The sequence below is a fragment of the Kovacikia sp. CALU 1929 genome (assembly GCF_056784235.1).
In genome coordinates this window covers 36,732-61,765 of the sequence record NZ_JBXBCF010000077.1, presented here as the reverse complement: position 1 = coordinate 61,765, position 25,034 = coordinate 36,732, and the positions used below count along the sequence as shown (strand labels likewise).

At 49.9% G+C, this 25,034-nt stretch carries 19 protein-coding genes; 9 read left to right on the top strand and 10 right to left on the bottom strand.

The features are described 5' to 3' along the window. Positions 1 to 172: 172 nt before the first annotated feature. The 5 genes from AC1S52_RS20185 to AC1S52_RS20165 all read left to right on the top strand — a co-directional run bounded on the left by AC1S52_RS20185 (position 173) and on the right by AC1S52_RS20165 (position 7,466). Entirely contained in the window at positions 173 to 2,350 is a 2,178-nt protein-coding gene (locus AC1S52_RS20185) for a CHASE2 domain-containing protein (protein ID WP_482030845.1), read from the top strand. A 144-nt stretch (positions 2,351 to 2,494) separates the two neighbouring features. Beyond that, positions 2,495 to 3,850, top strand: a complete 1,356-nt coding sequence (locus AC1S52_RS20180) for an NAD(P)/FAD-dependent oxidoreductase (protein ID WP_482030844.1) — start codon at positions 2,495 to 2,497, stop codon at positions 3,848 to 3,850. A 161-nt stretch (positions 3,851 to 4,011) separates the two neighbouring features. Then, the gene (locus AC1S52_RS20175) at positions 4,012 to 5,247 is read left to right on the top strand and encodes a DNA double-strand break repair nuclease NurA (RefSeq protein ID WP_482030843.1); all 1,236 of its coding nucleotides are present in this window, start codon (positions 4,012 to 4,014) and stop codon (positions 5,245 to 5,247) included. A gap of 523 nt (positions 5,248 to 5,770) precedes the next feature. Further along, complete coding sequence (locus AC1S52_RS20170; RefSeq protein ID WP_482030842.1) at positions 5,771 to 6,010, top strand: hypothetical protein; 240 nt, start codon at positions 5,771 to 5,773, stop codon at positions 6,008 to 6,010. A gap of 754 nt (positions 6,011 to 6,764) precedes the next feature. Then, complete coding sequence (locus tag AC1S52_RS20165; RefSeq protein ID WP_482030841.1) at positions 6,765 to 7,466, top strand: Crp/Fnr family transcriptional regulator; 702 nt, start codon at positions 6,765 to 6,767, stop codon at positions 7,464 to 7,466. A 41-nt stretch (positions 7,467 to 7,507) separates the two neighbouring features. Here the strand turns inward: AC1S52_RS20165 and AC1S52_RS20160 are convergent, their stop codons facing one another. Then, entirely contained in the window at positions 7,508 to 7,864 is a 357-nt protein-coding gene (locus tag AC1S52_RS20160; protein ID WP_482030840.1) for a cupin domain-containing protein, read from the bottom strand. A 5-nt stretch (positions 7,865 to 7,869) separates the two neighbouring features. Between AC1S52_RS20160 and AC1S52_RS20155 the strand changes: the two genes are divergently transcribed. Both AC1S52_RS20155 and AC1S52_RS20150 read left to right on the top strand, forming a co-directional pair. Beyond that, entirely contained in the window at positions 7,870 to 8,637 is a 768-nt protein-coding gene (locus AC1S52_RS20155) for a type 1 glutamine amidotransferase (RefSeq protein WP_482030839.1), read from the top strand. A 223-nt stretch (positions 8,638 to 8,860) separates the two neighbouring features. Continuing rightward, on the top strand, positions 8,861 to 12,973 hold the full coding sequence (locus AC1S52_RS20150) for an nSTAND1 domain-containing NTPase (RefSeq protein ID WP_482030838.1): 4,113 nt from the start codon (positions 8,861 to 8,863) through the stop codon (positions 12,971 to 12,973). 6 nt (positions 12,974 to 12,979) lie between these two features. On the opposite strand, the gene cysE is transcribed toward AC1S52_RS20150, so the two are convergent. The 4 genes from cysE to AC1S52_RS20130 all read right to left on the bottom strand — a co-directional run bounded on the left by cysE (position 12,980) and on the right by AC1S52_RS20130 (position 16,830). Continuing rightward, on the bottom strand, positions 12,980 to 13,822 hold the full coding sequence (gene cysE / locus AC1S52_RS20145) for a serine O-acetyltransferase (RefSeq protein ID WP_482030837.1): 843 nt from the start codon (positions 13,820 to 13,822) through the stop codon (positions 12,980 to 12,982). Between the two features lie 179 nt (positions 13,823 to 14,001). Beyond that, positions 14,002 to 14,481 (bottom strand): hypothetical protein, encoded by a 480-nt coding sequence (locus AC1S52_RS20140; RefSeq protein ID WP_482030836.1) that lies wholly within the window; start codon positions 14,479 to 14,481, stop codon positions 14,002 to 14,004. A gap of 493 nt (positions 14,482 to 14,974) precedes the next feature. After that, a complete protein-coding gene (locus AC1S52_RS20135) occupies positions 14,975 to 15,778 on the bottom strand; it encodes an SDR family NAD(P)-dependent oxidoreductase (RefSeq protein WP_482030835.1) in 804 nt (267 codons plus the stop codon). Between the two features lie 899 nt (positions 15,779 to 16,677). Beyond that, positions 16,678 to 16,830, bottom strand: a complete 153-nt coding sequence (locus AC1S52_RS20130; protein ID WP_482030834.1) for a hypothetical protein — start codon at positions 16,828 to 16,830, stop codon at positions 16,678 to 16,680. Between the two features lie 54 nt (positions 16,831 to 16,884). Here AC1S52_RS20130 and AC1S52_RS20125 point away from each other — a divergent pair, with 54 nt between their 5' ends. Further along, on the top strand, positions 16,885 to 18,984 hold the full coding sequence (locus tag AC1S52_RS20125; protein ID WP_482030833.1) for a pentapeptide repeat-containing protein: 2,100 nt from the start codon (positions 16,885 to 16,887) through the stop codon (positions 18,982 to 18,984). A gap of 421 nt (positions 18,985 to 19,405) precedes the next feature. Here AC1S52_RS20125 and groL read toward each other — a convergent pair whose 3' ends face one another. From groL to AC1S52_RS20110, 3 genes are all read right to left on the bottom strand, one after another. Continuing rightward, positions 19,406 to 21,043 carry a chaperonin GroEL gene (gene groL / locus AC1S52_RS20120; protein ID WP_482030832.1) on the bottom strand — a complete coding sequence of 546 codons (1,638 nt, stop codon included), beginning with the start codon at positions 21,041 to 21,043 and terminating at the stop codon, positions 19,406 to 19,408. Between the two features lie 113 nt (positions 21,044 to 21,156). Beyond that, positions 21,157 to 21,468: a co-chaperone GroES gene (groES, locus tag AC1S52_RS20115; RefSeq protein WP_482030831.1), complete on the bottom strand. Its 312-nt coding sequence runs from the start codon at positions 21,466 to 21,468 to the stop codon at positions 21,157 to 21,159. 214 nt (positions 21,469 to 21,682) lie between these two features. Next, complete coding sequence (locus tag AC1S52_RS20110) at positions 21,683 to 22,096, bottom strand: hypothetical protein (protein ID WP_482030830.1); 414 nt, start codon at positions 22,094 to 22,096, stop codon at positions 21,683 to 21,685. Between the two features lie 305 nt (positions 22,097 to 22,401). On the opposite strand from AC1S52_RS20110, the gene AC1S52_RS20105 reads away from it, so the two are divergent. Continuing rightward, a complete protein-coding gene (locus tag AC1S52_RS20105) occupies positions 22,402 to 22,668 on the top strand; it encodes a DUF2171 domain-containing protein (RefSeq protein WP_482030829.1) in 267 nt (88 codons plus the stop codon). A gap of 131 nt (positions 22,669 to 22,799) precedes the next feature. Here the strand turns inward: AC1S52_RS20105 and AC1S52_RS20100 are convergent, their stop codons facing one another. After that, a complete protein-coding gene (locus AC1S52_RS20100; protein ID WP_482030828.1) occupies positions 22,800 to 24,206 on the bottom strand; it encodes a ferredoxin:protochlorophyllide reductase (ATP-dependent) subunit N in 1,407 nt (468 codons plus the stop codon). 229 nt (positions 24,207 to 24,435) lie between these two features. Continuing rightward, positions 24,436 to 24,894 carry a DUF5331 domain-containing protein gene (locus tag AC1S52_RS20095; protein WP_482030827.1) on the bottom strand — a complete coding sequence of 153 codons (459 nt, stop codon included), beginning with the start codon at positions 24,892 to 24,894 and terminating at the stop codon, positions 24,436 to 24,438. Positions 24,895 to 25,034: the final 140 nt, after the last annotated feature.

The window sequence follows — 25,034 nt, the reverse complement described above, 5'->3', positions numbered from 1 at the left end:
AATTAAAGTCCCTTTTCTTTTATCTGTCTTCCTTTCAAAACTTCCCAGCCTATTTTCAGCTTTTACAGATTAATATCGACAAAGCAATGGGTTTCTCTTGCTATATTTTTTGGGAAGCCTAAGGGTGCTGGTACATCTTTGTATGCAGCAGAGTTTTTGAGTGATCGTCACAATGCCTTTAGGGAAAGATCAGAAGTTCTGGACAAGCTTCAAGCAAAGGATGGTCGCAGGAAACAAGGTTTGGTTAACCTCTGCGGGGGTAGCTGGCTTTGTGATTTTTCTGCGTCTGGCGGGAGTCTTACAGGCGTGGGAGTGGACAGCCTTAGATCAGTTCTTTTGCCTCCGTTTGATGGAGCCTGTTGAAAAACGGGTGGTGGTGGTAGGCATTGACGAAACCGATTTGCAGAAAGCAAAGCAGTGGCCCCTGCCCGATCGGGTGATGGCTCAACTGCTACAAAAGATTCAAACTTACCAGCCCCGCGCCATTGGCTTAGATATTTACCGGGACTTGCCGGTTGAACCTGGTCATGGGGAGTTACTCAAGGTATACAAGGAGTTACCTGATTTAATTGGGATTGAGCAAATTAAGGATCGGGACAGTGCGGGGATACCGCCCCCCCCGATCCTGGGCGATCGCGGTCAGGTTGGGTTTAATAACTTGATTTTTGATGCGGATGGCAAAGTTCGGAGAGGGCTACTGTATTGGACAGTAGAGGACGGTAAAACCCACGAAAGCTTAATTCTGAAACTGTCGCTACTCTATCTCAAGGCAGAAGGAATCACTCCCCAACCAGCGATCAGTAACCCTGATTATTTACAGCTTGGAAATGTAGTGTTTCGCCGCTTTGAAGCAAACGACGGAGCTTACGTTCGGGCAGATGATGGAGGGTATCAAATTCTGGGCAATTTGAGGGGGGCTGCTAATGCCATTCCTACAGTATCGATGTCAGATGTGATGGAAGGGCGTGTTCCACCGGAGGTGTTGCGCGATCGCGTCGTGCTAATTGGGTCCACTGCCATCAGCCTCAAAGATTTCTTCTATACCTCCTACAGCCACAACTTGGGGCAGTCTCCCCAACCCGTCTCTGGAGTTGAACTCCAGGCACAATTTGTTAGCCAGGTGCTGAGTGCGGTTTTGGATGGGCGCGGGTTGGTCAACACCTGGGGCGATCCCCTGGAGTGGGTGTGGATTCTGGCATGGTCCTGGTTAGGGGCAAAGATTGTGTGGAAGTTGCGATCGCCCTATAAAGTCGTTCCAATGATTTTTATGGCAGGAACGGGGCTGATTGGGATTGCCCATACCGCATTTCTGGCAGGCTGGTGGATACCGCTCGTGCCTCCCCTTTTAGGATTGACGGGATCGGCGGTGGTGATTCTTGCCATTCTTGCCCATTTAGAAGAAGAACTGAAGCGCTCCAAAGAATTCCTCAACAGCATTATCAACACCATACCTGACCCCATCTTTGTCAAAGATAGGCAGCATCGTTGGATTGTACTCAATCAAGCCTATTGTAGGTTTTTGGGTCGTCCTCTAGAGGATGTGCTAAATCGGTCTGACTACGACGTATTTCCACTCCATGAAGCGGAAGTCTTTCGCCAGCAAGATCAACAGGTTTTTGATAGCGCTCAGGAACACGAACATGAGGAAGAGTTTACTGATAAGAATGGGACAACCTACCACATTGCCACCAAGCGATCGCTACATAAAGATGCAGCAGGTAATCTGTTTCTGGTTGGCGTGATTCGCGACATTACCGAGCGCAAACAGATGGAAGACGAACTGAAGCGCACGGCGGCTGAACTGGTACGCTCCAATGCCGAACTTGCCCAATCTGCCAGTCAGCTTCGTCACCTGGCAAACCACGATACCTTAACTGGCTTACCCAACCGCAAACTGTTTGAAGAACGCCTCGGACAGGCTTTGGAGTGGGCACAGGAAAACACCCAGTTGGTGGCACTCCTGTTCCTGGATTTGGATGGCTTTAAACTAATCAACGATACTCAAGGGCACGACATTGGCGATCTGTTGCTAAAGGCAGTTGCCCGTCGTTTGACTGGATGCCTGCGCAGTAGTGACACGGTTTCTCGGCTGGGGGGAGACGAGTTTACGGTGATCCTGCCAGCAATTCCTGGTGCCCAGGATGCCAGTCGCGTCGCTGAAAAGATTCTCACAACCCTTTCCAAACCCTTTGAAATTGAGGGGCATACCATCTTTGTTACGATCAGTATTGGCATCAGCCTCTTCCCTCAAAACGGTGAAGATGCGGAAACTTTAGTGAAAGAAGCCGATAACGCCATGTATCAAGCCAAAGAATTAGGCAAAAACCGTCATCAGTTCGCACCTTCGTAACGGTTGCTACGGGGGGATCAGTAGTCACCGATTAGGCTTAATTCAATTCAAAAGGTCACCCGTTTGAAAGAGTCCAAAATACGAGAATTGATTTAAACCCATAACCAAGACCAATCACTGCTTCCATAGTGAGGGAATTTAGACATGGTAAATGGCAAGACACGATCGCCCCACCGGGTGGTAGTGGTCGGTGGGGGCTTTGGTGGGTTGTATGCGGCTAAATCGCTGGGCAACACTCCCACGGAAGTCACGCTGATCGATAAACGTAACTTTCATCTGTTTCAACCGCTGCTTTACCAGGTCGCCACGGGAACCCTATCTCCGGCAGATATTTCTTCTCCTCTGCGTGGTATTCTCAGCCGGTTTAGAAACATTAAAGTCTTAATGGACGAGGTGGTTGACCTGGATCCTCAAGCACAGAAAGTGATTTTGCGTGGTAAGGAAATTCCCTACGATTCGCTGGTGGTTGCTACGGGAGTTAGCCATCACTACTTTGGTAACGACCAGTGGAAAACGACGGCACCAGGGTTAAAGACGGTGGAAGATGCTCTGGAAATGCGCCGCCGGATCTTTATGGCATTTGAGGCAGCCGAAAAAGAACTCGACCCTGAAAAGCGGCGGGCATGGCAGACGTTTGTGATTGTGGGAGGTGGTCCAACCGGGGTAGAACTGGCAGGGGCGATCGCAGAACTTGCCTTCAACACGCTCAAACGGGACTTCCGCAACATTGATACGACTGAAACCCAAATTCTTTTGCTGGAAGGTTTGGATCGGATTCTGCCCCCCTACCCACCGGATCTGTCCACTAAAGCAATCGCCTCTCTCAATCGGTTGGGTGTCACTGTCCAAACCCAATCAATGGTGACTGATATTTCTGATCATGTTGTCACGTATAAGCGAGATGGGCAAGTAGAAACCATTGCGACCAAAACCATTTTGTGGGCAGCCGGTGTCAAGGCATCGGCAATGGGGAAAATTCTGGCAGACCGCACCCATGCCAGCCTTGATCGATCCGGGCGGGTGATCGTTGAACCAGACTTGAGCATTGCCGGTCATCCCAACATTTTTGTCATTGGCGACCTGGCACACTTTGCCCACCAGGGAGACAAGCCACTGCCGGGGGTCGCTCCGGTTGCAGTCCAGCAAGGGGAATACGTTGCCAAATTGATTAAGAAGCAGCTTCAGGGGGAAACGTTGCCTCAGTTTACCTATGTTGATGCGGGTAGTCTGGCAGTGATTGGGCAGAATTCTGCCGTGGTTGACCTGGGGTTTGTGCAGCTAACGGGGGCGATCGCGTGGCTTACCTGGGTCTTTGTTCACATCTACTACTTGATTGAGTTCGACAACAAACTGATCGTTATGCTCCAGTGGGGCTGGAACTACTTCACCCGCAACCGGGGTGCCCGCCTGATTACCGGCGAAGGTTCCCTAATCCAGGTTGAGCAAACCGCCGATGGGGAATACCATACCCCCAGCCCCAGCTCAACCGTTAAAGTTTGAGAGGCAGAGGAGCAAGGGGGCAAGGGGGCAGAGGGGAGGGGAAGTTAAGAGTTAATAGATAATGACAATGGGTAATTAATCGTCCTTTGTCATTCGTCCTTTGTCATTCGTCGTCTGTAAATACCAATGACTACTGACCAATGACCAATGACTACTGACCAATGACTACTGACCACCTTCTAACAACTAACAACTCCTCCCCCCTCCCCCCTCTCAATACCCCCATGCCCCTCAAGCCCTTCCAGATTCTGACCCGCCTCAATGCAAAACGAGCCGACTTTGAGACTTTTGATAAGCGGGCACAGACCGCCTTTGAAATTTACCAGAAAGCTCTGAAGGAGGCTTCCCAGGAAACTGCTGCGGAGTTACTGGAACGGTTGCAACTGGTTGCCAGGAGCGATCGCGGCGCAGAGCCGTTAGAACTAATTGATGACTGTCCGCACTGGATTATTCCTGCTAACCTGACCTGGCAAAGCCGGGAGCAAAGTCTGAACTGGGTGCGCGATCGCCTTAAGGGCGTATCTACCTTTGCGGTCGATGGTTCCCAGATTTATCCCGGCAAGGATCTATCAATCCCCATTGCGCTGGTGCAAATTGGCTGGTACGAAAACTTCCATACCAGTGATGGTAGGTATGAAAAAGATGTGGACTTAGATGTGATGACCCCCACGGATTTAAAGGTCAGCAGCGGGGGGGAACCTGTCGATCGCAAGGTGAACATGCGTCGGTTTGAAATGGAAACCCAGCGTCTAATTCGGTATATGCAAGAGCGGGAAGACTGTCAGAACTGCCTTGCTTTTTTAGATGGATCGCTGATTGTGACCTTTGCCGATGCCTTTGATGAAACCACTCGCCAGCACTACATCGATTGTGTTACCCATCTGCTTCAGGCAAGCCAGGATTACCGTGTGCCGTTAATCGGCTACATTGATACTTCCTATGCCAGTGATCTAACCCTGATGCTGCAACGGGCGTTTGAATTGCCAGAGGTTGCCTCTCTTCATGATGCCGCGTTGTTGGGCAGGTTTATGCAGTGGGGCGATCGCACCCCCCTTTTTCGTTGCCGCCGACCGGGAATTTTGCTCAAGTACCCCGGTAACCTTGCCAGCCAGATTGCCTTTACCTATTTGAAGGCGCATGATGGATTTCCCATTCGTCTGGAATTGCCCCTCTGGATTTACGAAGCCGGACTGCACGAACAGGTGATTGACTGGGTGCGCTGCGAAATCATCGTGGGCGGTGGTTATCCCTATGCGATTGAAACTGCCGACCAGACCGCAGTTCTTAAAACGGAAGACCGCCAAACGTTTTATCGCCTGCTACAGGACTGGGCAGAGCAAGAAAACTTGAACCTCAGGCTTTCCCGTAAGATGGTCAGCAAGGTCAGAAGAAGATAGCCTTTTCAAGGCTGCAAGCCTAAAACGTAAAGTCTATGGCAACGCTCTTTGCTAAGTACTTGTCGCTGGCAAATGTGGTCACCACATCTAACACCACCACCCCAAAAGAGATTGGGTTGAGACCCGTAGCCTACTCAATAACAGGTGGCAGGTCGTAGGTCGTAGGTCGTAGTGGGTTTATTACCAATGACCAATAACCAATGACCGTCCTTACCTCTCCACTTTCCACTCTCAATTCTTAATCTTCCCTGACTCAACTGTGGCTAACAAAATGCGGTTAACGAACTTCTTAGTTAATTAATTGGTTGGCGATCGCAGTATCTTGCAAGTCTTGCAATCTATGTCCTTTGATAGATTTACTGGTAATGAAGTTTACAGCTTTCTTTTACAAGATTTTACTCTGTAGATAGAAGTGACTTTTATCTTCGTAAGCCAAATTGGAAATATGGGTTGCTCCAACAGTAGCTCATCAATCAAAGCAATTAGTTAAAGAGTGCATGTTAACTATTTTGAGGAATTTCCAATGACTGGATATATGTGTTGGCTTTCAAGATTTGGCAACGATGGAGAAAAGATTTTGCACTTGCGGTTGGGTGTTCATCAACCCTGGCAACCTTACACCGCTTTTCCCCATCTGGCTGTGCCTGACTACCGGGTTCCTGGAGGCTCAAAGGGTTGGGCAACGTATCAAAAGCTTTTGAAAGCGGGATGGAATCTTATCCCATCTGAACAAGGTTATCGATCAGCTTTAAAGGCAAGTTAGGCGTAGACTTAGAATTAAGAGGTAAAGAACGAAAATTAAATAAATTTGAAGATTATGTAGGGATGGGTTGCCAACTGTATGAATTGGTTGATGATTATACCGTCAAACCCATCCCTACAGTTTTATACCGATTCAAATTGATAATCTCAAGCGAATTTTACGCGAAGAATGTATTAATAATAAGCAGCTTCAGCGGTTCAAGCTGGACTTGCCCAAAATCGGGCTTGGAAACCCATGCCCTCAGGCGATCGACTGAGAAAAATAAATTTCGATTTCCGCTATCCTCAATAAACACGTTTACGTGCCCTTGCCTAAGGGCAATGCTACTCCGCATAGATCGGCTTTGGTGTTGCCATCGGAACCATGAATCCGTTAGATATCTTGAGAAAGTCTGCCAGCGTTTCAGGTGGGCTATGTCCTCACAAGCTAATCCTCTGTCGGAAGCCCAAAATACCTCCGGTTATGATTTATGATTACGGTGACAGACCTTCAGAGAAGGTTAACCGTTAATGATGCATTCTGGCGCATTCTGCGTGTATTGCAGCAAATCTCTAACCTGAGCATAGTTGTTTGCCAGGAGATTGCTTGCTGCTTACTGGTATCGTTGTGCCAACCACGCTTCTTTCACTCGCTTACGGACCAGTCGATGCCATTAATGATAAAGGTATTTAATGACACTCGTTTTTTAGTCAGCCAATTTTGAGTGAGTGAATTATGATTACCCTGATTAGAGAACATACCCAGCCGTAACCTCATGGAAGATCGGTTTAGCCCTCGCGATGGTAGTGCCAATATATCGATTCGTTCAGCCCCTTTTTTTGAGGGGTTGCCTGAAGCGGCTGTCGAAAAAGCAACTGCCCATGTGGTCATGCGGAGCCATCCAGCAAATCAGGTGATCTTACTGGAAAATGATTGGGGAAGCTCGGTGTACTTTATTTTGAACGGCTGGGTAAAAATTCGTACCTACAACCTCGATGGGAAGGAAGTGACCCTGAATATTCTGGGTAAAGGAGAACTATTTGGAGAAATGGCTCCCCTGGATGAGGTACCCCGTTCAACGGATGTCATTACCCTGGCTCCGACGGTAATTGGCAACATGCCATCCCAGGACTTTGTAAATTTGCTCCACACAGAGCCCCAGTCAGGTATTCGCCTAGCTCAATTGATGGCGCGTCGATTGCGTCAGGTAAACCGTCGTCTGCGGTTACGCGAGTCTGACAGCACCTCGCGGGTGGCAGACATTTTGCTATTTCTGGCAGATGGGCAGGGTAAAAAGAGCCAGCATGGAACTGAAATTCCCAATTTACCCCATCGGGAACTCAGTAGCCTGAGTGGTCTGGCGCGGGAAACGGTCACACGAGTCCTGAGCAAGTTGGAAAAGAAAGGGCTGATTACTCGCGATCGCGACACCTTGACGATCCCGGATCCCCACGCACTGGAACGGTTGATGATTTGAGGGGGTGTGAGAGGGGTGAGGTGACTTTTAACTCTAAATTCTTAACTCTGAACATCTCTGTCTATCACTTTCAAGCCAAAATAGGTCAAAACCAGATCACCAGGACCCGTGTTGCTGACTTCGTGTTCTTCGCCAGGTTCGACGGTAATGCAGGTGCCAGGTTGAAGGGTATAAGGCTGACCATCAATCTGAATCGTGCCCTCACCAGCTTCGACAAAAAAAACTTCGTACATATCCGCGTGGGCGTGAGTGGCGGCAATTTGCCCAGGTGCGAACCGTGCCTGGGCAAAGTTGGTCAGGTGGGGCAAGTCACCCAGACGCAGCATCACCTTTTTCTGGATGGCTGGATTGTGGGAAACGGTTTCTTCGGGCAGAGTGGATAAGGAAGTCAGTTTCATAGTGAATGGTAAAACAGCGTAGTCAGCTTAAAGTTCTTTTGCTGCAAATCCGGGATGACGAGATTACGTGCCTGGAAGAGTTAAACGAATTTGTCCGTTTCAGTGGGTTGGAAACCCATCAGTTCAGGGCGTTGAATACCTTTGCAACCCCTCAGTTCGACCCTACCTGTATGGAAGGGTATGATGCTTTGTTTGTAGGCGGTTCCAGCGATGCATCCGTGACGCAGCCAGAGCGGTATCCCTTTGTTGAGGATAGCAAACGTCTGGTACTGCACTGTTTGAAGGAAGATATTCCAGTTTTTGCGTCCTGCTTTGGATTTCAGGTCGCGGTTGAAGCGTTAGGTGGGCAAGTTGTTTTAGATCAGGAAAAAATGGAGATGGGGACGTATCGCCTGACCCTGACCGAAGCCGCAACGACCGATCGCCTATTCCATGATGTTCCCCGTGAGTTCTGGGCAGTATCGGGGCACAAGGAACGGGCAGTTTCCCTCCCCCAGGAGGCAATCTTGCTAGCGTCTTCACAGCGGTGCCCCTATCATGCGTTTAAGATTGCCAACAAGCCATTTTATGGATTTCAGTTTCATCCTGAGGTTGATCCCGCTGACCTGACTTCTCGAATCACGCGCTATCAGGCTCGCTACCTCGACAGTGCCGATAGGTTGACAGAAATTTTGCAAGACTTGCAAGATACCGCGATCGCTAACCAATTAATTAAAAAGTTCGTTGACCGCATTTTGTTAGCAGCCGTTGAGTCAGGGAAGATTAGGAATTGAGAGGGGAAAGTGGAGAGGTAGGGATAATCATGGGTCATGCGTCATGGGGCATGGGACATGGGTAACAAACCACTACGACCTACGACCTGCCACCTTTTATTGGCTGACCTATGACCAATCACGGCTCTACCATTCAACAACGAACAACAAGTAACTCTCCTCACCCCTGACTGACCTCTAATCGAGAAACGCTATATACTGAGCACAGCCTTGGTGCATCCGTATGACAACCCCACAATGGAAAAGTGCTGAACTCCTGCCTCAAACTCTGAAAGGACAGCGGGTTCTAGCGGCGATCGTGTTCACGGATGGAGTTAGCTTTAGCGCCCGCATGGCAGTGGACGAGGAGAATACCCTGCAAATTCTTCAACGCGACCTGGAGCTGATGTTTCGGCTCTGTGAGGAATCCGAAGGGCATGTTCTAAAAACGACCGGGGACGGGCTGATGATGTACTTCACCAGCGCGGTGAAGGCAGTCGAGTGTGCGGTAGGAATTCAGCGGGCGATCGCCCAAGCCGCTACCGACCTTTCGCCCCAGGATGTGATGGCGCATCGAATTGGCATTCACCTGGGGGATGTCTTTTTCAGCGAAACCGATGTGATGGGCAGCGGAGTCAACATTGCGGCTCGGTTGCAAACCAAGGCTGACCCTGGTGGAATCTGCATTTCCCAGACAGTCTACGATGTGGTCAAAAATCAGCTAGACCTGAAAACGACCTACCTGGGTCCCCAGGAACTCAAGAATATTAGCGATCCCATCCCGGTCTATCAGATTCTGGAAGGTTCCCCCATCTATGCCTCTGGGTTATTTCCATCCAAGCCTGCCAGGGCAGCCGTGGACCCAGAACTGGCATCGCCCTATAAGGGGTTGAAGAAGTTTGAAATTGAGGATAGAGATCGCTTCTTTGGGCGGGATCAGTTTGTTGCCAGTCTGGTGACTGAGCTAGAGCAGAATCCTCTCATTTTGCTATTGGGAGCATCTGGTAGTGGTAAGTCCTCCGTGGTGCGGGCAGGCGTGATCCCGCGCCTATTGGAAAAGTGGGGCAGTCGCCTGATCAACCTGGTATTTACGCCGGATGAGAATCCGTTTGAGTCCCTTTACGCCAGTTTACTCAGCCGCTACAAACAATCCGATGCCAAACTGGTACGCCAGGCTAAGCCAGATGCCCTAACCCAAGCCATGAAGCTGTTGAAGCAACCAGGCGAACACTGGTTGATTTTTATTGATCAGTTTGAGGAACTGTTCACTCTCACCCCAGTTGAGACGCGCAACCGCTTCATTGAGAGCCTGACCCAACTGGTTAAAGCCAATGACAGTACCGTCAGGCTAGTGATGACCATGCGGGCTGATTTTTTAGATAAATTCAGCGCCTACCCCTCTCTGGGCAAACTCACCCAGCGTCAGATCCGCCTCATGACTGACATGCAACGGGATGAGTTGTGGCTGGCAATTAAGCAGCCTGCGGCGCGCTCAGGGGTGATGTTTGAAAGTGGGTTGATTGAAGAAATTCTACGCGATGTCCAGGGACAGGCGGGGTATTTGCCACTCTTGCAATATACGCTTGATCTGCTGTGGGAGAGCGAACGACAGCACGGAAACTTGAAGGACCACACACTACGCGCCAGAACCTACCGGGAGTTGGGTGGTGTCAGAGGTGCCCTCCAAAAGCGGGTCGATCAGCTATATGCAGAAATGCCAGAGGCAAAGCAGGCAGCGATTAAGCAGATCTTTCTGCGGTTGGTCACAGTCAGTGGTTCCGATGACTCCGGGGGGGGAAGAGCGGTTAGCCGTCGGGCATACCGCTCTGAGTTTACAGGTGATCTGGTCAATAGCACCCTGGATGAGTTGATTGATCAAAACTTGTTAGTCAGTAACGATAGCGATCGCCTCCAGCCTACGGTGGAGATTGCCCACGAAGCCCTGCTTGATTCCTGGCAGGCACTTAAAGACTGGCTGGCTGATGCGAATCAGGTGATTGTAATCAAGCACCGGCTGGCAGAAGATGTTGCCCATTGGCAGAGCTTACAAAAAAATGACGGCACCAAGGCTGACGAAGAACTCTGGAGCGGTTCTAAACTGGAAACCGTACTGGAGCTGAGGCGGGAACGGGCATTTGACTTGATGCTGGGGGGCTTGAACCCGGATGAAAACCGCTTTATTGATGCCAGTATGCGGCGGCGCGATCGCCAGCGGCGCAGAACCATTACTGGGCTGGTGAGTTTTAGTGCGATCGCCCTGGGGCTGGCAGTCCTGGCATTATGGCAGTCCAACCGGGCAGAAACCCAACGACGGCAAGCACTCCTCGGTCAAATTGACACCCTCAGCCTTTCCTCTTCTGTTCTGCTGACCTCTAATCAAAGCTTAAACGCACTGCTGGAAGCTCTCAGAGCTGTACAACAGCTAAAAACAGCCCCCTGGGCAGAGGACAGCACTCGGAATCAGGTCAGAATGGCGCTACAACAAGCCGTTTACGGAGTGCGGGAGCAGAATCAATTGATTGGGCATGTCAAACCCGTCAACAGCATCAGCTTTAGTCCAGATGGTAAATTGCTTGCCTCTGCCAGTGATGATGGAACCGTCAGACTGTGGATGGCAGATGGGCGATCGCTGAAGTCTTTAAAGGGGCATGGCAATCGGATTTACAGCATTGCCTTCAGCCCCGATGGAACCCTGCTTGCCTCTGCCAGCGAAGACAAAACCATTCGGCTGTGGAAGCAGGACAGCAACGGAGAATTCCAGCCCTACAGGGTTATGAGGGGACACACTGCCCCCATCTATCGGGTTACTTTTAGCCCCAACGGTCAACTCCTGGCTTCCGCCAGCGGGGATAAAACTGTCAGAATTTGGGCGATCGATGGACGACAAATGAAAGCCCTCACAGGACACACCGATGCGATTTGGGGAGTCAACTTTAGTCCGAATGGCACGACCCTGGCTTCCGCCAGTGATGACACAACCGTGCGACTTTGGGCAATCAATGGTCAGCCCCTGAAAGTTCTCAAGGGGCACACGGACGATGTCAACAACGTCAGCTTTAGCCCCGATGGCAAGTTCGTCGCTTCTGCCAGTAACGATCGCACGATTCGGCTATGGACCACCGCTGGGAATCCCGTTAGAAATTTGAAAGGACACGGCGATTACGTCAACGATGTTCGCTTCAGCCCCGATGGAAAGCGCCTCGCTTCTGCCAGTTGGGACACCACCATCAAACTCTGGTCATTAGATGGACAGGAACTAACTACGTTCAAGGGACATCGGGGATACGTCTGGAGTGTGAGCTTTAGTCCCGATGGAAACCGCCTCGCTTCTGCCAGTGGTGACACCACCATTAAGCTCTGGTCAGTCAATGATGACCAGCAAGTGGCTACTCTCGAAGGCCATAGCGATGATATTAGTCGAGTTAGCTTTAGCCCCAACGGCAAACTGATCGCCTCTGCCAGTGCTGACAACACCATACGAATTTGGTCAATAGACGGGCAGCAACTCAAAGCCCTTAAGGGACACACGAATTTGGTCAATAGTGTCAGCTTTAGCCCCGACAGCAAATTGATTGCTTCTGCCAGTGCCGACAAAACAATTAAGCTATGGTCAATAGATGGGCAAGCGATAAGAACACTCACTGGTCATACCAATTACGTCAATGGTGTTAGTTTCAGCCCAGATGGTACACGAATTGTTTCAGGCAGCGCCGACAATACCGTTAAACTCTGGTCGGTAGACGGGCAAGAATTAAAAACCCTCACCGGGCACACCAGCTATGTCAATAGTGTTAGTTTCAGCCCAGATGGTATACGAATCGTTTCAGGCAGCGCCGACAATACTGTTAAACTCTGGTCGGTAGATGGGCAAGAATTAAAAACCCTCGCCGGGCATACTGGGGCAATCAACAGTATCAGGTTTAGCCCCGATGGCAGATTGATTGCCTCAGGCAGTGCCGACGGAACCGCTAGAGTATGGTCGGACGAGGGGGAGGAACTCGCTGTGCTAAAAGCGCATAATAGCTACGTTAATGGAGTTGGGTTTAGCCCAGATAGCAAATTGGTTGCCACCGCCAGTGCCGATAACACGATTAAAATTTGGTCAGCGAATGGGCAAGAACTTAAAACATTGTTAGGGCATCAGGGATCGGTACAGAGTGTAAGTTTTAGCCCGGATGGCAAAATCATTGCTTCTGCCAGCGAAGACAAAACCATCAAACTCTGGAATGCCGAAACCCTCAATTTTGAGACACTGATGACGCGAGGTTGCCATTGGATCTACAGCTTTCTGACCACTAATCCAAATGTTACAGAGAGCGATAGAGAGGTTTGTAGTGGTGTTGTGAGTCAAAACTAGAGTAGGCTAAATTCCTGCTCCATCCAAAAATTCTTCGATGACCTTATCTCGAATGCGGCAACTTGTAGAGTGAGAAACGGCTGAAGCCTCGTCCTTAGATCGATTAACAGAAGATTGGGAGGAAATGGCGGTAGCCGGAGCGATCGCCGCAGTTGGGGCGCTCTTAGACCGCTGAGTGGTTGCTGAAACGAGTGCAAATGACTGGTCAAGGGATTGCTTTGCCTGCACAACCTGTAATTGCTGTTCCAGTGCCTCAATGCGGTCAACCAATGCCCGAATGACTTGCGCTTCCGAGTCAGGTAACCGTCCATGCTCTAGAGGATCGACCCGTTCACCGGAACGATAGACGATGCGACCAGGAACTCCGACAACGGTGCAATCGGCTGGCACATCTCGCAAGACAACCGAACCTGCCCCAATCCGGACGTTATCTCCAATCGTGAGATTTCCAAGCACTTTTGCTCCGGCTCCCACTACTACATTGTCACCCAGGGTGGGATGGCGCTTACCACTTTCCTTGCCCGTACCGCCTAAAGTAACCCCCTGATAAATCAGGACGTAGTCGCCAATGATCGCCGTTTCCCCAATGACTACTCCCATCCCATGATCAATAAAAACTCCCTGCCCAATCTGTGCTCCGGGGTGAATCTCAATCCCTGTTGCAAAGCGGGCAATATGGGAAATCAGACGAGGGACAAAAGGGACATGCAAATCATATATCCAGTGGGCAAAGCGATGAAACAGAAGTGCCTGCAAGCCGGGGTAGCAAAACAACACTTCCAACCAATTGCGGGCAGCCGGGTCGCGCTCAAAGATGATACGAAAGTCTGCAATGAGAGTAGAAAGCACGAGAATTCCCCAGAGAGTTCACTTTTCTCATATTAACGTTTGAGTGCCACCACCGAGTGAGAGAAAGGTTAAGGAATAAAGGGAGTAGAAAGAAAGGGGAGAGTTGAAAGTTAAGAGTTGAAAATTGGTGCACATTCAAGAAATCGTTTATACAAGAAAACGTTTCTCCCTATCCCTGGCTAGTTCTGCTTCACCGTCAATGTATAGTCCCGTTGCACTCCAGGATCAGCCGTGCCAACCCAGATTTTGTAACTGCCAGCAGACCAGTCGTCATCGGTGATGCCAGCATCCTTTTTGGGTCCAGTATCTCTGCCACAGCGCATAACACCATTGGGACCTTGAACCACCAGAGTAGTATCAAAACCGCCGCTATTTACTCTCAACGCCAATTTAGAGAACGGCTGCTGCAAAATCAGAATATGGTCAGGGGTGGGGTCACCAAAGCCAAGACAAGGATTCTTATGGCGATCGCGGTTGCTGGTAATCGCTGGCAAAGATGTAGAACCGCCTGTTGAGCCGGTCAGCATTCCGGTTGTTTTTTCGGCGTTGAGGGTCAATGAGCCAAAATTAGCTGTCTGTCCCAGCACTGGGGCTGCGACAAAAGCCATCAGCCCCAGCACCCCACTTAACTTCAGCCAACTAATTTTCATCCTGCCCATACCTGCTCTCCTGTTTCAGTGTTTCACCCTTTACTTTTCAAGCTTAGGGCTTTTGCAGGGAATGGGTCATGGGTTATCGAGAAATAGTAATCAAACAAAGCCAATAGACCCAGCGATTCATGGTGAATGAGTGGATGGATGGATGGGTGGATGGGGGATGGGGGGATGGGTGGGCATATATGTAGGGGAAAATAATTGTAAGAGCGGGTGTGGAAGCTGCGCCCCTACACCCGCTACTGACGGAACACTAGTACTTTGCAGCGTAAGTTCGGCAACCATTTAGGGTGTTAGGTATTAGGTGCCAGGTACCAGGAACGGTAGCCAGATTTACGCCAAGCTCTACTAGTGTTGCAAACACTAAATTTTGCAACATGGGAGTTTGGGGGCAAAGCCCCCAAGAAGGGGTGGAACCCCTTCACCCCTTGCAAAACTTTCGTTTTGCTGTACTAGAACCGTTATAGACAAAAACAACCTTTTTGAAACTATCAAATCCTTACCTGAGATCGGGGTAAAGACCGGGTCGATTTTTGGGCAGGGGCGCTGCAATTGACAGAACTTTTTCCATGAGCCAGGGTGCAACCCGGTTGCCCCAGACTGCCAGATGACTTTGCCACCCGACCAGGATTTCGTTAGAGCCTTTTGCCAGACCCGCTACTAGTGCCTGGGCAACTTGCTGCGGATTCATTGGTACAACCCAGCGAAACCATTCAATATGGCGAACCATATCGGTGTCTGTGAGAGATGGCAGCAGTGCAACTACCTTAACGTTGTGGGATGCCAGTTCACCCCGTAATGCCTGACTGAAACCCAGAATGGCAAACTTAGTCGCTGAATAAGTTGCCATAGTGGGGGCTGCCATTTTACCCATTAAACTGGAGACGTTGACAATGACACCTTCCCGTTGGGCAACCATGCGACGGGCAACCAGACGAGTGATGGTATACATCCCAATCAGGTTGGTGGAAATCTCTTCCTGCACCTGGGGTAGGCGAGTTTGCAAGAAAGGAGACTGATGGGCAACTCCAGCACAGTTGACCAGTACATGAATGGGACCGTGATCCTTCCAGGCACGGGCAATGGCAATATTAACTTCAATCGGCTGACTCAAATCGACTGCCAGGGTGATCACATCAACCCCTAGGGCTGAGATTTCTGCGGCAACTTCAGCAAGGCGGTGGCGATCGCGGGCAACGAGTAGTAGACGATTGACTCCCTGGGCTGCAAATTCCAGGGCGATCGCGCGGCCAATTCCGCGAGAAGCTCCGGTAATTAAAGCAGTCTTTCCTTGAATATCCATAAAATACCTCCAGGGTAAGGGGACCCATAGCATTCTGAATGGCAAGCTAAATAGCTTGTCCAATGTTCAGTCAATGCAAAATGAGACCAAATGTTGATCTGCAATCAAAATAGTTGTTGATTGCCAGAAGTAAACCTGTATCAGGCTTCAGAGTATGCAGTATCTACGTTTAAGTAACTCGGAAGACTGGCCGCAGAATATGGTTGAGTGATTGCGTTTGAACAACAAAGAGAACAAAACGATCAAGCGCAATAAGTGAATCGTAATGAGTTAGAAGACTGGCGGCATAATCACTTGCAGCTTAGTCAAAGAAGTATCGAATCGAATGCAGCTAGCTGACAGGTGAAACCAATGTAGAGAGAAGCACTTTGCACACGAGCTAAAGTTTAGCGGAGTGACAATGAACCTTAGTGAACAAGCTAAAACGAATCATACAGTAAAGAATCGTGAGTGAATCTATCCAGATGGGTGATTTGCCCAAATTAACTGCCCAGATTTGTTGGAACGCCTGAACCGTAACTTTTGGAGAAACTGGACAATTGAGCGATCGCTCACGGAATGATTTGTAGTAAAAACATGGGGTAATACCTCCTCACGAAAAACATTGGGAAAAAACTTTCCACGTCCACACCCTAGCAACGGGATCAAGAAGCTGCAATGTTTCTTAACGAAAAACCCCAAACTTAACATTTAGATACAGCTATTTCAGAATTCCGTAGGATTACGTGATTTACCCTAGCCTGATTAATTGAAGCATTTTGGAGATTTTGGTCATTGGCTTGACTGAGATTAGGGAGGAATTATGAGAGTCCCTGAATCAGGCTCAACCCAAAAAAATAGCGATCGCTTTGTAAAGAAGCGATCGCTATTCAGATACATACCAGACACTTGCGCTCTGGTTAACCCACGGATCTCTGTATAGATAGCCGAAGCTGGTGGGAGGCAGCAGCGGGAGCCAGGTGAAACAGGGCACGATTCGGGTAGAGATCCTGTGTCATGGCAGTACTGAGCCTTTCAGCCAGGATAGGAACCAATGACGACAAGCAAGACATGGGTTATTCTACCTGTAGAAAACATCCCTCTCTCCCCAATGCTCCAACTCCTTCATGAAAGCCACTGAAGCTTTAAACCGTTATGCCAGAGGCGAGCGTGATTTTTGTCGCGCCAATCTTCGAGGACAAAACTTCAAAGGGCAAGACCTGTCTGGGGCAGACTTCAGTGAAGCCGATATTCGGGGAACAAACTTTAGCAATGCCATCCTGAAAGAGGCGAATTTTACCGGGGCACAGGCAGGGATTCAAAGACGCTGGTGGTGCGTACAGCAGGGACTTGCATTCCTCCTCTCTGCCCTGGCTAGCTTTGTGTCTGCACTTTCAGGGGCAGGAATTGCTGTGTTCTTCTTTCAAACTGGTTCATGTAGTCCAGTCTTTTTCAGTGTTGGAATCGCTACCGTAGGGTTGACGGTTGTTGTGTTTGGGGCGATTGCCCGCCATGGCTTCACACCAAAAGCATTCAGTACAATTGCTGTCGCTTACGCTATCGCTGCCGCTGCCGCTGCCGCTTACGCTTTCGCTGGTGGTGGCGCTTTCGCTGGCGCTATCGCTATCGCTGGCGCTATCGCTGGCGCTGTCGCTGGACCTTTCGCTTACGCTGTTGCTTACGCTGGCGGTGGCGCTTACGCTGGCGCCTATGCTGGCGGTGGCGCTTACGCTGGCGCCTATGCTGGCGCTATCGCTTTCGCTGGCGCTTACGCTTACGCTTTCGCTTTCGCTGGCGCTAACCTTCTGCTCGCGATTTATTGTAGCCGCCGTGCCCTCAAGGGCAATGAAAAGTTTGCTATTCTCCGCGTCTTCAGCGTTGCCTTTGGAGCGATGGATGGCACATCCTTTTGCGGAGCTGACCTGACCCATGCCAATTTCAGCCATGCGCTCCTCAAACGAGCCAACTTTAACCCCACCAGACAAAAACAGACTATTCTGGAGTGGGTCAACTGGCAGGGGGCGAAGTGCCTTGACCGCGCCAGAGTCGGCAATTCTATGTTGGGAAACCCGGCAGTGCGGGAGTTGCTCGTCTCCCGTGAGGGTTCCCACAACTCCTATATCGATGCCAATCTCCGGGCTGCCAACCTGGATGGGGTGAACCTGGAAGGAGCAGATTTGACCTGGGCAGACTTAAGCTGCGCAACATTGCGGCACGCTAACTTACGGGGTGCAAACTTGACTGAATCAATTGTAGTAGGTACAGATCTTACTGGAGCACAATTAACCGGAGCCTGTCTGGAAGACTGGAATATCAGTAGCTATACGACTCTCGAAAGTGTTGATTGTCTGTATGTATATCTGCTGCGGAATGATCAAGAGCGTCGCCCCAATAGTGGCAATTTTGCACCCAGTGAGTTCACTAAACTATTTCAGGAAGCAATTAACACTGTTGACCTCATCTTCCGCAATGGGGTGGATTGGAAAGCCTTCGTTACTGCATTCAAAACGGTACAGGTAGAAAACGAGGGTAGTGAACTAACAATTCAGAGTATTGAAAACAAAGGCGATGGTGTCATTGTTGTCCGGGTCCATGTGCCACCGGAAACCGATAAAGCCAAGATTCACAGCGAATTCAACCAGCAGTATGAGCTTGCACTAAAAACACTCGAAGCCAAGTACCAGACAGAGTTGAAAGCAAAAGATGAACAGATTGCGATTTACCGCGAGAAAAGTGCTGATATGAAAGAGATTCTAAGCCTACTCGCTAACCGACCCGTTACTGTTGAAGTAAATGCCAAAGCAGAAAGTAAATCTATGAACGACAGCACAGACCAGAGCCAGAATGTCACGATCGGTGGCAATGTCACGGGTTCTACCATTAACTTGGGTGAGATCAGCGGCAGTGTCTCCAATGCTGTCAACCAGTTGCCGAGTTCTCCTGATCCCAACCAACCCGGCATCAAAGAACTGCTGGCAGAGCTGCAAGCCGCAATTGAAAGCGATGCAAACCTGCCCGATAAAGGCAAAGCAACCGCATTGGAACAAGTGAAGGTGTTAGCAGAAGTTGCTCAAAACCCTGAACAACCAGAGAAGAAGAATTTAGGAAGTCAAGCCATTAACCTTTTGAAAGGTGCGGCATCTTTCCTTCCTGACACGGCCAGGCTAGCGGAAGCCTGTAGCAAACTGCTACCGCTGATTACAAAGGCATTGGGCTTACCTTTCTAAGGTTCTCTCTTCTGGCATTCCAGCAGGAGTTGAAACCGATAGACCATCAGGCGGAACGGACAATGAGGCGATCGCCGTCTTTTCTTAAAAATGCTTAGATTATTTATCCAGAGAAGCTTTGAGCCATTGCCCATGTTCGACAGGGTGGTTTTGGATGCTGTTCTCGTTAGTCTTGTGGTCTCGTTCCCATACTCTGCGTGGAATGCCTTCTTGGGGGCTCCGCCTCCCTGGATAATCGGCAGAGCCGCATCAGAAGGGTATCCAGGCAGAGCCTGGACACCAGAGCTATCCTTCTGAAAACTAATAAAAAAGCGATCGCCGTAAAGAAGCGATCGCTCTTAAATTTGTCCCAGGGATTAGTTTCAGGCGGGTGCAGATTAGCCTGAACCCGACACCTTGTACCCTGTACCCAAATTAATCATTAGTAGTCGAAGTCGCCACCCATGCCAGCACCAGCGCCAGCAGGAGATGCATCCTTCGGCTCGGGCTTGTCAACCACGATGCACTCGGTGGTCAGCACCATACCAGCGATGGACGCTGCATTTTGCAGAGCAGAACGAGTCACCTTGGCAGGGTCAACAATGCCTGCTTCAAACATGTCAACAAACTCATTGGTTGCAGCGTTGAAACCAACGTTGAATTCCTTCTCCTTGACGCGCTCAGCGATGACCGCACCGTTTTGACCGGCGTTTTCAGCGATACGCTTCAGGGGGGCTGCCAGGGCACGCGCCACAATGGTCGCACCGATGAGTTCTTCGCCGCTCAGGTTGCTGCTTGCCCAGGACTCCAGATCAGGACTCAGGTGAGCCAGGGTGGTACCACCACCGGGAACAATTCCCTCTTCCACGGCTGCTTTAGTGGCGTTGATTGCATCTTCTAGACGAAGTTTGCGATCTTTCATTTCAGTTTCGGTTGCCGCACCGACTTTAATCACGGCAACACCACCAGCCAGTTTAGCCAGACGCTCTTGCAGTTTCTCCTTATCATAGGAGGACTCGGTTTCATCCATTTGACGACGGATCTGCTCAACACGAGCCTTCACAGCCGCTTCGTTGCCTTCAGCCACAATGGTGGTGTTGTCTTTGGTGATGGTAACCCGACGCGACTTACCCAACATGTCGATCTTGGCGCTATCCAGCTTCAGACCAGCATCTTCGGTAATCAACTGACCGCCTGTTAACACGGCAATGTCTTCCAGCATTGCCTTGCGGCGATCGCCAAAGCCAGGAGCTTTCACCGCAGCCACATTCAACACACCCCGCAAGCGGTTGACGACCAGGGTTGCCAGGGCTTCCTTCTCAATGTCTTCTGCAATGATGACCAGAGGACGACCGGCACGAGCAACTTGCTCCAGCACGGGTACCAGGTCTTGCACAAGAGTAATTTTCTTATCGGTAATCAGCAGGAAAGGCTCATCCAGAACCGCTTCCATGCGTTCGGTGTCGGTTGCAAAGTAAGGAGAAATATAACCCTTGTCAAAGCGCATCCCTTCGGTGACTTCCAGTTCGGTCGTCATGGACTTGCCCTCTTCCAGGGAGATAACGCCCTCTTTGCCAACCTTATCCATTGCGCTGGCAATCATTTGACCCACTTCGTCGTCGTTACCAGCAGAGATGGCACCGACCTGGGCGATCGCCTTAGAATCTTCCACTGGACGAGCGTGGGCAGCAATCTTGTCTACCAGGAAGTTAGTTGCCTTGTCGATCCCGCGCTTGAGGGAGATCGCGTTAGCACCCGCGGCTACGTTGCGCAGACCTTCCTTCACGATTGCATGAGCCAGAACGGTTGCTGTGGTGGTTCCATCACCGGCTGCATCATTGGTCTTAGAGGCAGCCTGACGGATCAAAGCAACCCCAGTATTCTCAACGTGGTCTTCCAGTTCAATTTCCTTAGCGATGGTTACACCATCATTAACGATTTGGGGAGCGCCAAATTTCTTCTCCAATACAACGTTGCGACCCTTAGGACCGAGGGTAACTGCTACCGCCTCAGCCAGAATATCCATACCGCGCTCAAGGGCGCGACGAGCGTTTTCGTTGTAAATGATGCGCTTAGCCATAGATGTTGAGTTCTCTGTGAATGTGTGTTAGCTACGGATAATTTGAAAGCAAGAAACAGAGGCAAAAGGCAACAGATGGTAGATTCACTACCACCTATCACCTACCATCTAAATTAAGCAACGATCGCCAGTATGTCCTTCTCAGAAAGCAAAACATACTCCTCGGTGCCGAGTTTGATGTCGGTGCCTGCGTACTTCGAGTAAAGAACTTTGTCGCCAATCTTCACTTCAGGGTCTTGGCGAGTGCCCTTCTCGTCACGCTTACCAGGACCGACCGCGACCACTTCACCAATCTGTGGCTTCTCTTTTGCTGTGTCGGGCAGAAGGATTCCACCAGCGGTCTTCTCTTCAGAAGCGCTCACCTTGACAAACACACGGTCACCCAGAGGTTTAACTGTAGAAACACTCAGAGTTACGGCTGCCATATAACATTCTCCAAACTAGCAGGTTAGGCTGAAACATTTGGGTTGATTTAGCACTCTCAACCTCTGAGTGCTAATTTAGCGGTAGTAGGGTTCCAATTGCAACTTTTTGGCTTGTACGGGTTCCCGAACTGGGGCAGGGCTTAAGGGGCAACAGGGTACGGGGTAAGAGGTACAGGGTACGGAGATCCACACCTCCCAGTTCACACTTGGTCCCTCAACCCGACTCACTCTTGCTCATGCGGTGAAAGTTGTAAAAGCCAAAGGCCAGCCAGCATATAAGAATGATGGTGGTGAGCAGCAAGACGGCAGGCGCACCAAATTGGACTACAAGAACAGGGGCAGCAACAGTAAACAATCCACCTCCCACAATCGGTTCAAAGAATAATTGCTTGTAGGCAAAGCTTTCTAAGGCACCGGAATGGTTGGTTGGGTCTACCATGCGGATAAGCAGCAAGCCGGTAGAGGTAACGCCCATCGATTGCCCCAGATCACCGATGCCGCGTTCAAACCAGTAAGTTGGCATGATTCGGGGAGCCAGAACCACAAATACGAAGAGATTCCAGGTAATGCCTGTAACGGACAGCAGCAGGAAGGGTCCTAAATTGGAACCAATAGTAATTGGAACCAATAGTAGCAATGGAGATGACTGCCAGTGCGGTTGCTACGGTAACATCCAGGGCAATCCCACCAATCCGGTTTATCAATGGGCGGCTGACCATTTACTCCCGCCCGGTGCGTATGAGGAGCAGTTGCACAATAATTCCCCCAATCAGGGACTTTGCGTTCTTCAATAAGCAACCTTAATCCATATCCCTCTATCTCAAGGAAGAGGATATCGGCTTCAATGAACTCTATCCTTAGGTGGATAAAGTCGAGAAACGCTTAAGCATTTCCTGGTTTATGTTTAACCGAATAATAGCAGGAGATTTCCTTATGGTTGACCCATCCCAGATTAAGGAACATCTGATTGTTTATGCCAGAGGCACAGGCACAATGGAAGGTGCGCCTGGAGTTCAAATTGGTATTGTTGACCATGTGGAGAGTGGCAGGTTCATTAAATTGACCAAAGACGATTCCCACGATGGCAGATATCATTGGTTCCCCATTGATTGGGTAGAAAGCATGGATGATGAAGCAATTTACATTAATAAAAACGCTGAAGAAGTCATGCCGCAGTTGATGGATGATCAGCCTGCCTGAGGTTAAGGAATTTAAGAAAATTCGTTTTTAATCTTAAATCTTGATAGGCATGGAAGGGAGTTATAGAGAGGGGGTGGGGGCGATCGCCCCCACCCCCTCTCTAAAGGATTGGTCAGTTAATCAGAGGAACCCTATACCTTGGCTTCTTCCTTTACCAGCTTGTCCCACCCCAGATCTTTGAGGCTATTGTTCCGGCGCAGAGGTCGCGTCACCAGTTCCAGAATGTCACGGGCATTGGTAAAGCCGTGAATTTGAGCAAAGGTGAATTCCACAGACCATTTGGTATTAATTCCCCGCGCTTCCAGAGGATTAGCGTGTGCCATACCCGTGATCACCAGATCAATGTTTTGATCTTTGATCCGCTGAATTTGGTTGTAGTTATCGGGTTTTTCTACAATCCTGGGTAAAGGTACGCCCATTTCCTCACAGGTCTTTTCTAAAAGAACCAATTCGGCTGCCTGGTAGCGCTTATCCATATAAGGAATCCCAATTTCAGGGCAGGTCATGCCGCACCGGATCAGGAACCGTGCCAGGGAAATTTCCAGCAGGTTGTCACCCATAAAGAAGACGGATTTACCGCGAAGCAGCTTGACGTAATCCTCCAGGCTTTCCCAGATCTGCGCTTCCCGCTCTGCCAGTCCTTTCGGCTCGATGCCAAATACAGAACAAATTTTCTCAATCCAGGCACGGGTGCCATCGGGTCCAATGGGGAAGGGAGCGCCGATTAGCTTGCACTTGCGACGGCGCATGAAGGTGGTTGCAGTCCGGCTGAGGAAAGGATTGACTCCAGCCACGTAGTAGCCTTCCTCGATCACGGGCAGTTCCGTGTAGCGCTTGGAAGGTAACCAACCGGAGACTTTAATTCCCTGCTTTTTCAGCTCTAGGGTTAGCTGGGTCACTACGGGGTCGGGCAGGGAACCAAATAGGACAAATGGTGGATGATCGGCGTACTCCGATTCTTCCGCTTTCACGTCTTCCTGCTTGCGCCCAAAGTTGAGCAATTTGGCAATCGCGTTGCGCTCTTCCTTCTCGGTTTCTGCGGTAGGAGCTTTATCAGGGCAGCGGTGTACCATAGCTGCCAGAACCGTATCTTCTCCTTGAGTGAAGGCGTAATCTAACCCATTGGCACGGGCAACCACAATCGGGATACCAATTTCAGCTTCCAGCCTGGGAGCCAACCCCTCCAGATCCATTTTGATGATTTCGGTGGTGCAGGTGCCAATCCAGACGATGACAGACGGGTTGCGATCGCGCTTAATATGCAAACACAGACGCTTCAACTCTTCGTAATCATTTAACTGAGCCGAGATGTCACCTTCTTCCAGTTCCGCCATCGCGTAACGGGGTTCCGCAAAAATCATCACGCCCATCGCGTTTTGTAAAAAATAGCCACAGGTCTTGGTGCCAATGACCAAAAAGAAACTATCTTCAATCTTCTGGTACAGCCAAGCCACACAGCTAATCGGACAGAAGGTGTGATAGTTTCCGGTTTCACACTCGAAATTCAATGCTTGGGGTTGGGTATCGGCAAGGGTCATGAATCGAGTTCCTCTCTGTTATCAGGTAGTAGGGGGAGGGAGTTGGGAAGAGGGAGTTGGGAGTTGAGAGTTTTAGAGACACTTACAGCGGTTCTCATGCTGATGTGGGAAAAGCTAGGGGTTTGTTATGAGTCATTAGTCCTTTGTGGGCGACCAATGACCAAGAAAGCTGAGAATTGCTATATCCATGACATGATTCATTTTTCATCCCTCATCCTTCATTCCCCCATCAATTCTTTCTCTGTCGTGGGCGAGAACCTTGGCAACTTTCATCCTGTCGGGCACGGACCTTGGCAACATCTTTGGAAGAAGTCAGTCTGATTTCTGTACTACTGGATGAGGGCAGCATTTTGACCGGTCCTTCCCCAATTTCACCAACGGACTCCCGCTCCTTGGAGACGACCTGACTGGTGTTACCATTCTCGATCAAATAATCTTCAGGATTGAAATTTAGACCTAGCGCAATCACGATCCGATCGGGGTTGCTGCTGAGATCGACAACCAGGGGTAGGAGTTGGGTCAGGTTGGGTTCTAGAACAGAAAGTGTAGCCAGAATGAACCCAGAAGAAGGGCGACGCTGACCATCACAGTTGACCCAAACTCCTAGACGGCTTAGCCATTCGCGGTTTTCTTCGTAATAGCTTAACCATTTATCCCTGACGGATTGACGAAGTTGCTCAGTGTTCACAGCGGCGAAAAAAAGTTTTGAGTTGAGAGTTGAGAGTTTTGAATGAAAAGCTAAGAAGCTATATCACTGCTATTAACCGCTCATTAACAATTAATAGCAATGATGCTCGATCGCTCCTACACTGTTAACTCATAACTCAA

What these genes read in the sequence shown, in the direction of transcription:
- AC1S52_RS20185 (WP_482030845.1), top strand. Translation starts at nt 173, where the DNA reads ATGCCTTTAGGGAAAGATCAGAAGTTCTGGACAAGCTTCAAGCAAAGG.
- AC1S52_RS20180 (WP_482030844.1), top strand. Translation starts at nt 2,495, where the DNA reads ATGGTAAATGGCAAGACACGATCGCCCCACCGGGTGGTAGTGGTCGGT.
- AC1S52_RS20175 (WP_482030843.1), top strand. Translation starts at nt 4,012, where the DNA reads ATGACTACTGACCACCTTCTAACAACTAACAACTCCTCCCCCCTCCCC.
- AC1S52_RS20170 (WP_482030842.1), top strand. Translation starts at nt 5,771, where the DNA reads ATGACTGGATATATGTGTTGGCTTTCAAGATTTGGCAACGATGGAGAA.
- AC1S52_RS20165 (WP_482030841.1), top strand. Translation starts at nt 6,765, where the DNA reads ATGGAAGATCGGTTTAGCCCTCGCGATGGTAGTGCCAATATATCGATT.
- AC1S52_RS20160 (WP_482030840.1), bottom strand. Translation starts at nt 7,864, where the DNA reads ATGAAACTGACTTCCTTATCCACTCTGCCCGAAGAAACCGTTTCCCAC.
- AC1S52_RS20155 (WP_482030839.1), top strand. Translation starts at nt 7,870, where the DNA reads ATGGTAAAACAGCGTAGTCAGCTTAAAGTTCTTTTGCTGCAAATCCGG.
- AC1S52_RS20150 (WP_482030838.1), top strand. Translation starts at nt 8,861, where the DNA reads ATGACAACCCCACAATGGAAAAGTGCTGAACTCCTGCCTCAAACTCTG.
- AC1S52_RS20140 (WP_482030836.1), bottom strand. Translation starts at nt 14,481, where the DNA reads ATGGGCAGGATGAAAATTAGTTGGCTGAAGTTAAGTGGGGTGCTGGGG.
- AC1S52_RS20135 (WP_482030835.1), bottom strand. Translation starts at nt 15,778, where the DNA reads ATGGATATTCAAGGAAAGACTGCTTTAATTACCGGAGCTTCTCGCGGA.
- AC1S52_RS20130 (WP_482030834.1), bottom strand. Translation starts at nt 16,830, where the DNA reads ATGTCTTGCTTGTCGTCATTGGTTCCTATCCTGGCTGAAAGGCTCAGT.
- AC1S52_RS20125 (WP_482030833.1), top strand. Translation starts at nt 16,885, where the DNA reads ATGAAAGCCACTGAAGCTTTAAACCGTTATGCCAGAGGCGAGCGTGAT.
- groL (WP_482030832.1), bottom strand. Translation starts at nt 21,043, where the DNA reads ATGGCTAAGCGCATCATTTACAACGAAAACGCTCGTCGCGCCCTTGAG.
- groES (WP_482030831.1), bottom strand. Translation starts at nt 21,468, where the DNA reads ATGGCAGCCGTAACTCTGAGTGTTTCTACAGTTAAACCTCTGGGTGAC.
- AC1S52_RS20105 (WP_482030829.1), top strand. Translation starts at nt 22,402, where the DNA reads ATGGTTGACCCATCCCAGATTAAGGAACATCTGATTGTTTATGCCAGA.
- AC1S52_RS20100 (WP_482030828.1), bottom strand. Translation starts at nt 24,206, where the DNA reads ATGACCCTTGCCGATACCCAACCCCAAGCATTGAATTTCGAGTGTGAA.